Here is a 12508-nt window from a genome sequence, read left to right as displayed (position 1 = left end):
CGATCGCGACACGACCGGCGTGGATCCCGCCGGCCCCAGCGCCGCATGCGGCGCGCCCGCTCCATGTACCGCGCATCGCGCTGCAGCATCCAGGCGACGGCGCATGCATACGTATGCGATCGCTGCGGACGCCGCCGCAACGTGACAGGCGGCGCAATCGCCGGCATCCGCCGCGCCCGCGCAGGCCGGCCCGATGCCGGGCGCGACACCGTACGCCGGCGACCGGGAATGCCCGGGGTCAGACCGCGTGCGGCAACTCGGCGAGCAGCCGGCCCGGGGTCACGCCGGCGATCGCCCGGAACTCGGCGATCAGATGCGCCTGATCGTAATACCCCGCGTCCGCGGCGATCTCCGACCACCGGATGGCGTCGCAGGCGCGCACCGCATGCAGCGCGCGCTCGAAGCGCTGCAACCGGGCGACCGCCTTGGGCCCCATGCCGAACGCGTCCTGGAACTGACGCCGAAGCTGTCGTTCGCTGACGCCCAGGGTGCGCGCGGCCACGCCCACCTTCGCGTTCTGCAGGCCCTGCAGGGCCTGCTGGAGACGCCGGCCGCACACGCCCGACGACCGGCCGTGCGCGGCCTGGCGGACGATGGCGCGCTCCAGCAGCGTCGCGGCCGCACGCGGATCGCGCGTTTCGGCGATGTCGCCGCGCAGGCGCTGGACCGCCTCGCGCCCCCACAGATCCTCGAGCGGCACCGTGCGTCCGCGCACTGCCGAGGCCGGTACGCCGAGCACCGTCTCGCACGCGCCCGGTCGCAGCGCCGCGAGCAGGACCGTTCGCCCGCCCGGGATGCGCTTGCGGTGGATCCGGTCGCGCGCCCCGATCGCGTGCACGTCGACGTGGCCGGGCAAGGCGGGATCGAATCGGACGATCAGCCGCACGTCCGCACTCGGGACCGCGATCCGGGCGAGCGCCCGCCCGCACACATCCACCCGCATGCCCGTCACCAGGTGCGATGTCCGCGCATCGGTCGCAACGCGATAGCGATGGATCCCGTCGTCCATCGGGTCATTCTGGTGACCCCCCGCCCCCCGGCGCAAGCACGCGACGGCATGGCCGTTTTCTCCAATGCCTGCGCGCCGGCGCGCTCCAACATGGGGCGCATGAACATTCTCGTGACCGGCGCGACCGGAAAAGTTGGAAGCAGACTCGTCGAGCGGCTGGTGCAGCGCGGCGACGCCATCCATGCCCTCGTGCGCGATTCCGCGCGGGCGGCCTCACTCGTCGAACGTGGCGTCGCCCTCGTGGAGGGCGACCTGCTCGAACCGGACTCGCTGGCCGCCGCGGTGCACGGCATGGACGCCGTCGTGCATTGCGCGGCGTTCTTCCGTGGCGCCACGCCGGAGCAGGCCCACGCCGTCAACGATCTGGGCACGCAACACCTGGCGACCGCCGCGCGCGACGCGTCGGTGGCGCGCTTCGTGTTCATGAGCACGGGGCTCGTCTACGGCGCCGGCCACGGCGGCCTGGCGAAAGAAGACGATCCCTGCGCACCGGTCGATGCCTACCCGTTGAGCAAGCTCGCGGCCGAACGCATGCTGCTCGGCACCGAGAACCTGGACACGCGCATCCTGCGGCTGCCCTTCGTCTACGGCGACGGCGACACCCACATCGCCGACATCGTGCCGTTCGCGCAGCGCTTCCCGCCCGGCCAGCGCATGTCGATCGCCCACCACGCCGACGTCGCGCAAGCGGTGATGCGCCTGCTCGATGCACCCTCGCCTGCCCACCGCATCTACAACGTGGTCGACGACGACGCCCCCGATCTCGCGACCCTGTTCGCGTCCGTCGGCCAGCCGCCGCCCGACGGCTCGGATCCCGAACGCGCAGCGGTCTTCGGCGCGCTGCTCGACGGCCGGCGCATCCGCGATGAACTCGGCTTCACGCCGCAGTTCCCACGCCTGGCGGATGCGGTCGCGGCTGGACGGGCGTAGCGCGCGCGGCTCGGCGGAGGCCAGTGCCGCAGCCGATGCCCACCTGCGCGGCACCGCGCTGACTGGACCATCCTCGGCCCGGGCCGGCAGCCATCGTCGGACGCTGGACTTCGGCGACGGCGATGCGCCGGTCGCACAGGCGATCGCGGCGCTGTGATGCACGCGGCGGGCTTGTCGCGCCGGCACGGCGACGGGCCACGGCGGTCGCGGACGACCGCCGCCCGAGTACGGGCGGCGCTGCAATCCCGAGCGGATCCAGGATGAGGCAATACCCGGCGCCGTAGCGCGACCACCGCCGGCACGGCGAATCGGCGCGCAGGGACTCGCATGCGACCACACCGGCATGCGTGCGCGCCGGCGGTCGATCCGTGGGCGGGAACGGTCGACCACGCCGGGCCCGTCGGCTCGCCGGGCACCCGACAGGATCAGGCATGGATGCGCCCCGCGCCGGAAAGGTTGCCGGACACGTCGACGCGTTACGATGCCCGACCCCACGTCCCACACTGCCGTATCCCGATGAAGGCCCGCACGCCCGAGGCTCCTCCGGCCGCATGACCAGAGCGTCCTCACGTGCGGCTGCCCGAGCCCGGCCCCGCATCGATCGCCTGCAGCCGTGGATCGCCGGCGTGGGCAGTGGTGCGCTGCACGTCGCGCTTCTGCTCGCCCTGCTGTTCGCCCCGCCGCCGACGCCGTCCACGCCGCAGGGGGCCGCCGCCGGCAGCCGCATCGCGGTGGAGTTCATCGGCGAGAGCGCGGCGCCGGCCGACCCGCTGCATCCCTCGCCGCCGATGGCCGCGGTGCCCACACCGACCGAGACGCCCCCGGAACCCGAGCCCACGCCGCCCGAACCCGCGGCCGCCGCGTCGCGCCTGCAGATCACCCAGGTGATCCGCGCCGACGAGGCCGAGCGCCGCGACGCCGAGGACACGCCCGACGCCCCGGCCCCGCCGCGCCCGCCGCAGCCGCAGGTGCGCCCGTCGGCCGCCGCGTCCGCACCCGTCCGTTCGGAGACGCCGGCCGCCAACCCGCCGCCCAGCACCGAGCGTCGCCCGCAGGTCTGGGGCCAGCCGCCCGGCATGCTGGCCGAGGACACCGCGCCCGTGAACGCCGGCCCGACCCGCGGTCCGGCCGTCGAGCATGGCCGTCGCCACGAATCGCGCTCCGGCGAACCCAGCATGGAAGTGGGCGGCTACCAGGTCTTCTACGACACCCGCAGCGAGACGCGCATGCGCGCCTGGCGCGACGAGGGCATGACCGAGGTGTCGATGCCGCTGCCCGGCACCCGCCAGCGCATGGTGTGCCCGCTGGAGACCGCGATCCGTCGCGAATCCGGCCCCTGTCGCCTGCTCGATCCGGATTCGCCGGAGATGGAATTCATCGGCGACGCCCGCGAGATCATCAACATGCAGCAGGTCTACCGCCGCGGCGAGATCGTCTGGCGCGGGCCGGGGCCGTACCGCTAGCCGGCCACCGCCCACGGGCGGGCCGCATCGAGGACGCGACACGTCACCGTCCGAACCCTGCCGCCCCGGGCGGCGCGCGCGAGCGCGGCTGAACGCCTCTTCACGCGTTGCCGGCGGGGCTAGGGCACGCCCCAATGGTGGCCGCGCGCCCGGCCCGGATAATCGGGGTCAGGCCCGTTCCTGCGAGATCCTCCGATGCACGTCAGCGACGCGATGGGCGTGACCGCCCCGATGACCCCGGTCGTTCCCATGGACGCCGGGAACACGCCGCCCGAGACCCCGGCCACCGAGACGCTCCACCAGGAGGGTCAGGCGCTGGCGGAGGAGATGATCGACCCGGAGGTCTGGAACGACCCCGATGCCGTCGCCACGCTGTTCGAGGAGAACGCCACGCAGCTGGAGGATCCGGACTTCGCCGCCGGCTTCATCGAAGGCTTCCCCGCCGACGCACTGCGCAGCGTGGCGAAGGAAGGCTACTTCCCCTACGCCAGCGACGAGCAGAACGCCGCCTTCCTGGAGCAGTTCTCCGAGGCGCTGGGCGCGGCGTCGCACAGCGACCAGCTGTCCACGGAATGGCAGGACGCGTTCTTCGCCGGCATCGACGGCTATCCGAGCACGGTGGACGGCGTCGGTGCGCTGATGCGCCACGGCGAGTTCTCCACCGATTTCCTGATGCGGGGAATGCGCGAGGTCATCGATCTGCAGGACGGTGCCGCGTCGCTCGGCGCGGGCCAGGTCCTGGAGGCCGTGGCCCGCAACCCGGAAGCCGCCGCACTGAGCTCGGCCGCCTTCGCCGACCGGCTGGTGAACGGCCCGGAGTTCTTTCCCAGTTGGCAGGTCGCGCAGGTGTTCGAGTCGGGCGCGGTCACCCACCGGTCCGAAGATCCCGCCATGGCCGAGTACGCCGCACGCCAGATCATCGATGTCGTCGATGCCAAGGACGGCAAGATGCTGTTCGGCATGGACGATGCGATGGCGGCCATCGCGACCGAGTACTTCGCCGACATCGCCTACGCGGCCAACAGCCCGGTCGACATCCCGCTGGACCAGCAGGATCCCCTGCGCGACGGCATCGAGATGCCGTTCGAGGCCGCGCACGATCTGCTCTACGCCGCCGGCGGCGCCAGCCCCGACGCGCTCGCCGAGCTGATGGTGGCCGCCGGCGAGTGGCAGGAGGGCCTCATGCAGTCCTACGGGGGCAGCGCGAACCTGTCGTCCGCCTACGGGCGCGAACTCGGTGCCATGCAGGCGATGCTGAGCGGCTCGATCGGCGAGCGCCTGATCGCCGACGGCAAGAGCGCGGATGCCGACAACGCGGCGGCCCGCGAGGGACTCGGCATCCTCCTCAATGCGATCGAGACCAAGGGCACCTCGCTGAGCGGCGTCGCCAAGACCGCCGTCAAGGACCTGATCACCGACACCCTGCTGCCGCGCTCCAACGAGGAAGCGCAGGCACGTGCCGACTACGTCAACGGCGTGGCCGACCAACGTCGCGACGCCTTCCGCGACGCGGCCAACTACCTGCTCGTGCAGCCCGCCAACCTCGACGCGTTCAACCTGGGCCAGAACCCGCCGGTCGAGGTCGACATCAGTCCCGCTACGACGATCGCCCAGTACGAGAGCGACCTGCAGTCGCAGTACGCGTCGCAGGGGTATCCCATCATCTCGGTGGATGCGGACTTCACCGTGGACAACGGCAACGGCGGCCTGGAAATCATGTCGATCGACGACATGTCCTCGCATCAGCGCGCCGCCTACGTGCAATGGGTGAGCACGCCGGAGGTGCAACAGGTGCTGCTGCAACAGGTGACCGCACAGAACCAGGCGCAGGACGACGTGCCGTTCGGCATGAACGTCTGAGCCGTGTCCGCGCGGCAGGCCGGTCCGTCCGGCCTGCCGGCGTGATCATCTGCGCGACGCATCCCGATCGGCCGGGGCTTCAGGCATTGAATCCCGCATCCACCGTGAGCGTGGAGCCGGTCATGAAGCCCGCGGCCGGGCTCGCCAGGAACGTCACCGCCGCGGCGATGTCGGCCGGCGTGCCGTAACGGCCCAGCGCGGTGAACCCCCGGTTGAGGTCGGACCACGCGCCATCGGCCGGGTTCTGATCCGTGTCGATCGGACCGGGCTGGACCAGGTTGACGGTGATGCCCTGCGGGCCGAGATCGCGGGCCAGCCCACGGGTGAGCGCGAGCATCGCCGACTTGCTCATCGAGTACACGGTCAACCCGGAGAACGGCACGCGCTCGGCGACGCACGAGCCGATGGTGATGATGCGGCCGCCCGTCCGCAGATGCGGCAGCGCCGCCTGCGACGCGAGTACCGCCGCGCGCGTGTTGACGTGCAGCAGCGCATCGATGTCCTCCAGGGTCATCTCCGCGAACGTGCCGTCGCGGGAGATGCCGACGTTGTTGACCAGGATGTCGAGACCGCCGATGCCCGCCACGGTCTCGTCGACCGAGCGCCGCACCGCCGCGGGATCGGCGCTGTCGGCGCGGATGGCGACGGCGCGGCGCCCCATGGCCTCGATCGTGCGCACCACGTCGGCGGCACGGTCGGGCGAGTTGAGGTAGGTGATCGCGACGTCGGCCCCGGCGTCCGCGAGCGCGCGCGCGATCCCCGCGCCGATCCCGCGCGACGCGCCCGTGACCAGCGCGCGCTTGCCTTGCAGGGGTGCCGCATCCTCGCGGCTGCCGGCGTGCGTCGCCGTACCGGGTGGCGTCGCCGCCAGGGCCAGGCCGGAGGCCGTGGCCGCGGCGATGCCGGCGGCCGCCGACGTCAGGACGGCGCGTCGGCTCATGGGGCTGGATGTCGTCTCGTTCATGTGCGTTCTCCTCGTGGAGGCCGATGCCTCGGCCGTGGTCGATGCCGGCGGTTCGCCGGAGGTCCGACACTGCGCGCCTGCATCCACACCGCCGGTTGGCGTCGCGACGTATCGGTCGAAGCGGATCGGCTGGAATCGATCAGCTGAAAGGCCACCTCAAATGGATCATCCGAACTCAGCCGAAGACGGCGGCGGCGTGCATCAGGTCGGTGTATTCCCGGACATCCGCGACCTTTCCGTCGCGAAGTTCGAACAGCAGGTGGTAATCGTTCGCGTAGACCTGTCCGCGGCGGGTCACCGCGTGCGCGCGGACTTCGGCGGCGACGCGGTCGCCCTCGGCGATCATGCCGGTGATCCGCATCCGCAGGCCGCCCTCCAGCCGCGCATAGAGCCCGGCCCAGACCTGCGCCATCTCGGCCTTGGTCTTGATGCCGGCGCCCGGATACAGATGCGGCCGGCCCTTGACCCACCAGGTGGCGTCCTCGGTCATCATGTCGAGCACCTCGTCGATGGCGGCATGTTCGAAATGACCGCAGAACACGGCGACGGTCTCCTTGTTCTCCGATGTCTTCATGGCGAATCCTCCTGATGACGCGACGCGCGCTCAGCCCACCCGCGCAATGAGCTTTCCGCGATTGGGATTGCGGCGGTCGTACAGGCGCAGGAACGCGTCCGGAATGCTGTCGAATCCGTCCACGAACTCCTCGCTGTAAGTGATCGCGCCGTGCGCCACCAAGGGCGCCACGTCGGCCAGGAAGGCCGGGTAGCTGGCCACGTGATCCGGCATGGCGAAGCCCCGGATCTGCACGAAGCGATACAGGAACAGCCGCAGCAGTGCCGGCAGCCGGTTCGGTCCCGGGGGCGCACCGGGGTGGCCGTACTGGGCGATCAACCCGGCGATGGCGATGTGCGCATGGTGATTGACGTGCGGCATCAACGCTTCGAACACCGCGCCGCCGACGTTGTCGAGCAGGCCGTCCAGACCGTCGGGCAATGCATGCGCGAGCTGCTCGGCGAAATCCGCCGCCTTGTAGTCCACCGCGGCATCGAGGCCGAGATCCCGGGTGAGGGAGCGCACCTTGTCCGCGCCACCGGCGATGCCGACGACGCGATGTCCGCGCCGCTTGGCCAGTTGCGCCGCCAGCGAGCCCACCGACCCGGCCGCCGCGGTGACGACGACCGTGCCGCCCGGCCTGGGATCCATGAACGTGGTGGTGCCCAACCAGGCGGTCAGGCCGGTATGGCCGAGAACGCCCAGGGCGGTCGACAACGGCGCCGCGTCGGGATCGAGACGCCGGAGATCGGCGCCGTCGGACAGCCCGTACTGCTGCCAGCCCGACCACGCCACGACGTGATCGCCGACCGCGAAATCCGGATGGCGGCTCTGCTCGACGATCGCCACCACGGGCCCGGACATCGGCTGGCCCAGGGCGATCGGCGGCAGTTCGCTGGCGGCATTGCCCATCAGGCTGCGCTGATACGGGTCGATCGAGATCAACAGGCTGCGGGTCAGCACCTCGCCCGCACCCGGCACGGGCACCGGCTGTTCGGCGAAGGCGAAATCACTGCGCCTGGCATCGCCGTCGGGCCGTGCCGCGACGACGATCTGCCGGTTCGATGCGCCTGTCATCCGATCGCTCCGTACGCGTCCGACGGCCTATCCGCGATCCTCCGGTCCGTCGCGACCGCATGGGCTGCGTGCGGCAGACTCCATGTCCCGGTGCGCCGCCCGCTCAGCGCCGCACGCTCGACCGCCGCGATCAGGCGGCTGTTGTGCGCGGCATGGGCGAAGCCGGGCGTGTGGTGGGTGCCGGCACGGATGTCGCGCGCGAGGCTGGCGTAGACCTCGCCGACATTGATCGACGCGCCGGTCCAGAAGGCCGCGGCGGTGGGGCCGACGGCGCCGTCAGCGACGGGCGCATCCGGCGGGTCGAACGGGACGCTCGCCGAAAGCGTCAGGTCGCCGACCTGCACACCCGCCAGGTGCGTGCCGCGCAGGGTCAGCGTGCCGTCGGAGCCGCGCACCTCCATGACGAAACGCGGGTCGTGTTCGACGCCGGCCAGCACCTGCACCGTCACCGATGCGCCGTGCGCGGTCTGCGCGATCAGGTCGAGGTGGTCCGGAACTTCGCGGGCGGAAGTCTCGCCGGTATCGACGACCGCGATGCTCGGCCAGAGCAGCCGCGTCCGCGCATCGACCTCGGTGATGTCGCCCAGCACGGCCTCGACCACATCGAGCACGTGCGCGGCGGTGATGGTCAGGAAGCTCGCCCCGGAGGCGGCCTTGTTGAAGTAGTCGTAGCCGCTGAGCGTGGTCGGTCCGTAGCCGAACGTGGTCGCGCGGACGTTGGCCGACAGCAGCGTGCCGAGCCTGCCCGAGGCGAGGATGTCGATGGCGCGTCGCACCGACGGGTTGTGCCGCCCCTGCAGGCCGATCGCGGTGTGCAGGGTGCCGGTCGCCGCGGCCATCTCCTCGGTTTCGGCGAGCGTCGCGCCGAGCGGCGACTCGCTGTACACCGCCTTGCCGGCCTTCAGCGCGGCCAGGACGAGGTCCCGGTGCGCGGGCACTTTCACCGCGACCGTCACCACGTCGATGTCGTCGTCGGCGATCAGGTCGTACGGATTCGCGTACCAGCGCCCGGCGCCGAACGCCTCGGCGGCCGCGCGCGCGCTGTCTTCGCGACGCGTGGCGACCGCGGCCAGGGTCAGCGCGGGGTTGGCCTGGATCGCGGGGATGTGGGCGGCACCGGCCCAGCTCGCCCGGGTATCGGCGCCGATGATGCCGACGCGCAGCGGTGTGTTCGACATGCGTGTGTCCTTGGGTACGTCGTGGGGAAAGCGCGTGCGACGCATGCGACCAGCGCGACGGCGGAGGAAGGGGGCGGGGTGGGGGCGACGGCCGCGGTCAGGCCTGTCGCTCGGCGAGGAGGCCGTTCTGCCAGCCGGGATACTCGACCGGCAACGCGCTGACCCGGTCCAGTTCGGACAGATCCGCGTCGTCCAGCGCGATCGAGGTGGCCTGTACGTTGGCCGTCAATTGGTCGACGCGCTTCGCGCCCAGCAGGACGCTGGTCACCACCGGCTGGTGCAGCAGCCAGGCGATGGCGATCTGGGCAGGGGTCGCGTCGTGCCGCGTCGCGATCCGGCGCAACACCTCGATCAGCGGCCCGCCGCGCGTGCGGTCGATCGGCGGGAAGTCCAGCGTCCGCAACCGGCCGTCGCCGCCGCCGGCGTCATCGGCGTACTTGCCGCTGAGATATCCGCCCGCCAGCGGGCTCCACACCAGCAGGCCCACCTGTTCGGACAGCAGCATCGGCGCGATGTCGCGCTCCAGGTCGCGCCCGACCAGGCTGTAGTAGGCCTGCAGCGACACGATCGGCGCCAGAGCGCGGGCCCGGCCGATGCCGAGGGCCTTCATGACCTGCCACGCGGCCCAGTTCGACAGCCCGATGGAGCGGACATCGCCGGCGCGCACGAGCGTATCCAGGGCGTCGAGGGTTTCCTCGATCGGCGTGCCCGGATCGAACGCGTGGATCTGGTAGAGATCGATATGGTCCAGGCCGAGCCGCGCCAGACTGGCGCGGCACTGGCTCAGGATGTGCCCGCGCGCGGCACCGCGCATGTTCAGCCCCTCGCCCATCGCCATGCCGACCTTGGTGGCGATCACCACCTCGTCGCGGGGCACGTCGAGGTTGCGCAGGGCCTGGCCGAGCATGCGCTCGCTGCGCCCTTCCGCGTAGACGTTGGCGGTGTCGAAGAAGTTGATGCCCGCCTCGAGGGCCGCGCCCACCAGGGCATCGGCCTCGGCCTGGCCGAGCTGGCCGACCTGCCCCCAGATCCCGTCGCGGCCGCCGAAGGTCATCGCGCCGAAGCAGAGTTCGGACACGAACAATCCGCTGTTGCCGAGCGTTCGCATGCGCATGTGTGCGGTCTCCATCCAATCGATGGCGACGACGGTACGCGGCGGATAAGCCAGGAAAAACCGCGCAAACAGCACATGACTGGTAAACCAGGATTTACAATCCTGGCATGAATCCATCGCTGCTCCCGTCCCTGGCCTGGTTCGTCCATATCGCCCAGCACCTCAGCTTTTCGCGGGCGGCCGCCGCCATGGGCGTGTCGCGGGCGGCGCTGTCGCAGAACCTGAAGGCGCTGGAACAGGAGCTGGGCGTGCGGCTGCTGCACCGGACCACCCGGCACATGTCGCTGACCGAGGCGGGGCAGCAGTTGTTCGACACGTTGCAGCCGCGCCTGGACGACATCCAGTCCGCGGTCCGCAATCTCGGCGAGGCGGTCGGAGTTCCCGCCGGCCTGATCCGGATCAACACCTCGCGCCTGGCGTCCAAAGCCCTGATCGAACCGCATCTGGCCGAGTTCCAGGCGCGCCACCCGAAGGTCGCGCTTGAGCTGGTGATGGACGATGCGATGTCGAACATCATCGCCGACGGCTGCGATGCCGGCATCCGCCTGGGCCAGGCGCTCGCCGACCACGTGGTGGCGGTGCCGATCAGCCCGCCGCTGTCGATGGCGGTGGTGGCGTCGCCGGCCTATCTCGAGCGTCACGGCATCCCGCAGACCCCGGCGGATCTGGCCGCCCACCACTGCATCTGCTTCCGGTTCCCGGGCAGCGGCGCCCTGCACGACTGGGAGTTCAGCGCCCCCGGCACGACCGGGCCGCATTTCACCCAGGCGGTGAGCGGTCCCCTGATCACCAACGATCCCGACGGGATGACGCGCGCCGCGCTGCAGGGGCTCGGGTTGATCCAGCTCGTCGACATCGCCGTTCGCCGACCGTTGGCCGAAGGACGCCTGGTCCGCGTGCTGGGCGACTGGGCGCACCACCACCCCGGGTTCTATCTGTACGTGCACTCGCGCGAGCAGATGCCGGCCAAGATGCGTGCGCTGATCGACTTCCTGGTCGAGAAGCGGGACGCCTCGCCGCAACCGCCCGGCCGTTGATGCGGGACCTGTCCGGCCCGGATCCGGTCAGGCGGTCGCCGGCGCCGCGCCCCACCGGCGCGCCCGCGGGCCGATCACCGCGACGGTGACGTCGCGGCGGCGCCGGCCTCGCCGGCCGGGTCCCGGCGTCCGGCCCGGCCGTGGTCGACCGCCTCGTGCCAGGCGGCCACGCGGGCCTGCGCGTTGTCGCGCAACGCCCCGTAGAACAGCCCGTAGTCGTTGAGGTGATAACTGCCGGTCATCCAGCTGAGCCGGTCGCGAAACCCCGCCGGCGCGTCGCGCAGGACCTCCACGTCCAGCACGCCGTCGTGGCAACGCGCGCCGGTGAGATGCGGCGTCGTGGCCGGCAGCGCGGTGGCCCGCGCCGGAAACGGTCCGGTCGCGAACGGCAGGCTGCCCGGATTGTCGCGGGCCGCCACGGCCACGGTGTCGTGTCGCCAGGACAACGGGTTGACGCAGACCGCGGCCGCCGCGCGTTCCGGCGCGCCGCGCCACCAGTAGGTCCGGTCGTCGATCAGCAACCGGCGGGCGATGCGGCGCCCTTGCTGGTTGGCGTTGAAGGCCAGCACGCACCCGGTCTGCGCGGCGCGGTCGCAGATCGGCAGGCCGAGCGTCGGAAAGGTCTCGGGCACGTAGCCGCCGATCAGGTACGCGGCCACCAGCTGCGAGCGGACCGGGGTGTCGAGCACCTCCTCCTGCAGCAGGCGCGTGGCGTGCGAGGTGCCCTGGCTGTGCGAGGCGATGATGAAGGGCCGGCCATCGTTGTGCCGGGCCAGGTAATGACGGAACGCCGCCGCCACATCGGCGTAGGCCAGCGCCATGACCGCGTTGTCCTCCAGGCCTGCCAGGCTGGCCTGCCGGTAGCGCGGCGCGTAGATGCGGCAGCAGCCGTTGAAGACGCTGGTCTGCAGCCGCACCACCGCCGCATTCAATGGCGCGTCCGCGTCGGCGAGGTCCCATGGGGCATTCCAGACCTCGCGGCCTTCCAGCGTCGTGGGATGGATGAAGAACACGTCCGCCGGCGCCTCGGCCTCGTCCACGGCCGTCTGCCCCGGCACCGTCGCACGCGACTGGCCGCCGTCGCCCGGCAGGACCAGCCACGCCGCCGGCTGCGCGTAGTCCGGCGCGGGCGGCGCCTGCGCCGGGTCGAACGCGGCCGACGGCCCACGCAATGCCTGCACCACCCCGCAACCGGACGCGACGAGCGCCACGACGGCCAGCGCCAGGCCGCACCGCACGCCGCGCGCGGCCACGCACGCCAGGCGTGCATCCATTCGCCGGAGACCCGGCATCCGCCCGTCCGTCATCGACATCGCCTTGGTC

At 71.7% G+C, this 12508-nt stretch carries 12 protein-coding genes; 5 read left to right on the top strand and 7 right to left on the bottom strand.

Annotated features, from left to right (window positions below):
* Positions 1-238: 238 nt before the first annotated feature.
* Positions 239-1009: an AraC family transcriptional regulator gene (locus RG19_RS15935; RefSeq protein ID WP_162267092.1), complete on the bottom strand. Its 771-nt coding sequence runs from the start codon at positions 1007-1009 to the stop codon at positions 239-241.
* Between the two features lie 48 nt (positions 1010-1057).
* On the opposite strand from RG19_RS15935, the gene RG19_RS15930 reads away from it, so the two are divergent.
* From RG19_RS15930 to RG19_RS15915, 4 genes are all read left to right on the top strand, one after another.
* The gene (locus tag RG19_RS15930; RefSeq protein ID WP_202905353.1) at positions 1058-1939 is read left to right on the top strand and encodes an NAD-dependent epimerase/dehydratase family protein; all 882 of its coding nucleotides are present in this window, start codon (positions 1058-1060) and stop codon (positions 1937-1939) included.
* The gene (locus RG19_RS15925) at positions 1914-2096 is read left to right on the top strand and encodes a hypothetical protein (RefSeq protein ID WP_058836131.1); all 183 of its coding nucleotides are present in this window, start codon (positions 1914-1916) and stop codon (positions 2094-2096) included. The genes RG19_RS15930 and RG19_RS15925 overlap by 26 nt, the downstream gene beginning before the upstream one ends.
* 394 nt (positions 2097-2490) lie before the next feature.
* Positions 2491-3402, top strand: a complete 912-nt coding sequence (locus tag RG19_RS15920) for a hypothetical protein (protein ID WP_058836130.1) — start codon at positions 2491-2493, stop codon at positions 3400-3402.
* 195 nt (positions 3403-3597) lie between these two features.
* Positions 3598-5262 (top strand): hypothetical protein, encoded by a 1665-nt coding sequence (locus RG19_RS15915; protein WP_058836129.1) that lies wholly within the window; start codon positions 3598-3600, stop codon positions 5260-5262.
* Between the two features lie 79 nt (positions 5263-5341).
* Here the strand turns inward: RG19_RS15915 and RG19_RS15910 are convergent, their stop codons facing one another.
* The 5 genes from RG19_RS15910 to RG19_RS15890 form a co-directional block, all read right to left on the bottom strand.
* Positions 5342-6226, bottom strand: coding sequence for a 3-oxoacyl-ACP reductase family protein (locus RG19_RS15910; protein WP_202905352.1), 885 nt, complete (start codon positions 6224-6226; stop codon positions 5342-5344).
* Between the two features lie 175 nt (positions 6227-6401).
* On the bottom strand, positions 6402-6800 hold the full coding sequence (locus tag RG19_RS15905; protein ID WP_058836128.1) for a nuclear transport factor 2 family protein: 399 nt from the start codon (positions 6798-6800) through the stop codon (positions 6402-6404).
* A 30-nt stretch (positions 6801-6830) separates the two neighbouring features.
* Complete coding sequence (locus RG19_RS15900; protein WP_058836127.1) at positions 6831-7856, bottom strand: NADP-dependent oxidoreductase; 1026 nt, start codon at positions 7854-7856, stop codon at positions 6831-6833.
* Positions 7853-9034, bottom strand: coding sequence for a Gfo/Idh/MocA family protein (locus RG19_RS15895; RefSeq protein ID WP_082672857.1), 1182 nt, complete (start codon positions 9032-9034; stop codon positions 7853-7855). The genes RG19_RS15900 and RG19_RS15895 overlap by 4 nt, the downstream gene beginning before the upstream one ends.
* Before the next feature lie 97 nt (positions 9035-9131).
* Positions 9132-10148, bottom strand: a complete 1017-nt coding sequence (locus RG19_RS15890; protein ID WP_058836678.1) for an aldo/keto reductase — start codon at positions 10146-10148, stop codon at positions 9132-9134.
* Positions 10149-10255: 107 nt separating this feature from the next.
* Between RG19_RS15890 and RG19_RS15885 the strand changes: the two genes are divergently transcribed.
* Positions 10256-11185 carry a LysR family transcriptional regulator gene (locus RG19_RS15885; protein ID WP_058836126.1) on the top strand — a complete coding sequence of 310 codons (930 nt, stop codon included), beginning with the start codon at positions 10256-10258 and terminating at the stop codon, positions 11183-11185.
* Between the two features lie 74 nt (positions 11186-11259).
* Here RG19_RS15885 and RG19_RS15880 read toward each other — a convergent pair whose 3' ends face one another.
* Positions 11260-12498 (bottom strand): DUF3089 domain-containing protein, encoded by a 1239-nt coding sequence (locus tag RG19_RS15880; RefSeq protein WP_162267091.1) that lies wholly within the window; start codon positions 12496-12498, stop codon positions 11260-11262.
* Positions 12499-12508: the final 10 nt, after the last annotated feature.

Origin of the sequence: Luteimonas abyssi (genome assembly GCF_001482195.1) — a bacterium.
Lineage (GTDB): Bacteria > Pseudomonadota > Gammaproteobacteria > Xanthomonadales > Xanthomonadaceae > Luteimonas > Luteimonas abyssi.
The sequence above is the reverse complement of the archived record's forward strand: the minus strand, read 5'-3'. Positions and strand labels throughout refer to the sequence as shown.

What these genes read in the sequence shown, in the direction of transcription:
- RG19_RS15900 (WP_058836127.1), bottom strand. Translation starts at nt 7,856, where the DNA reads ATGACAGGCGCATCGAACCGGCAGATCGTCGTCGCGGCACGGCCCGAC.
- RG19_RS15930 (WP_202905353.1), top strand. Translation starts at nt 1,058, where the DNA reads ATGGCCGTTTTCTCCAATGCCTGCGCGCCGGCGCGCTCCAACATGGGG.
- RG19_RS15885 (WP_058836126.1), top strand. Translation starts at nt 10,256, where the DNA reads ATGAATCCATCGCTGCTCCCGTCCCTGGCCTGGTTCGTCCATATCGCC.
- RG19_RS15895 (WP_082672857.1), bottom strand. Translation starts at nt 9,034, where the DNA reads ATGTCGAACACACCGCTGCGCGTCGGCATCATCGGCGCCGATACCCGG.
- RG19_RS15925 (WP_058836131.1), top strand. Translation starts at nt 1,914, where the DNA reads ATGCGGTCGCGGCTGGACGGGCGTAGCGCGCGCGGCTCGGCGGAGGCC.
- RG19_RS15935 (WP_162267092.1), bottom strand. Translation starts at nt 1,009, where the DNA reads ATGGACGACGGGATCCATCGCTATCGCGTTGCGACCGATGCGCGGACA.
- RG19_RS15905 (WP_058836128.1), bottom strand. Translation starts at nt 6,800, where the DNA reads ATGAAGACATCGGAGAACAAGGAGACCGTCGCCGTGTTCTGCGGTCAT.
- RG19_RS15915 (WP_058836129.1), top strand. Translation starts at nt 3,598, where the DNA reads ATGCACGTCAGCGACGCGATGGGCGTGACCGCCCCGATGACCCCGGTC.
- RG19_RS15890 (WP_058836678.1), bottom strand. Translation starts at nt 10,148, where the DNA reads ATGCGCATGCGAACGCTCGGCAACAGCGGATTGTTCGTGTCCGAACTC.
- RG19_RS15920 (WP_058836130.1), top strand. Translation starts at nt 2,491, where the DNA reads ATGACCAGAGCGTCCTCACGTGCGGCTGCCCGAGCCCGGCCCCGCATC.
- RG19_RS15880 (WP_162267091.1), bottom strand. Translation starts at nt 12,498, where the DNA reads ATGTCGATGACGGACGGGCGGATGCCGGGTCTCCGGCGAATGGATGCA.
- RG19_RS15910 (WP_202905352.1), bottom strand. Translation starts at nt 6,226, where the DNA reads ATGAACGAGACGACATCCAGCCCCATGAGCCGACGCGCCGTCCTGACG.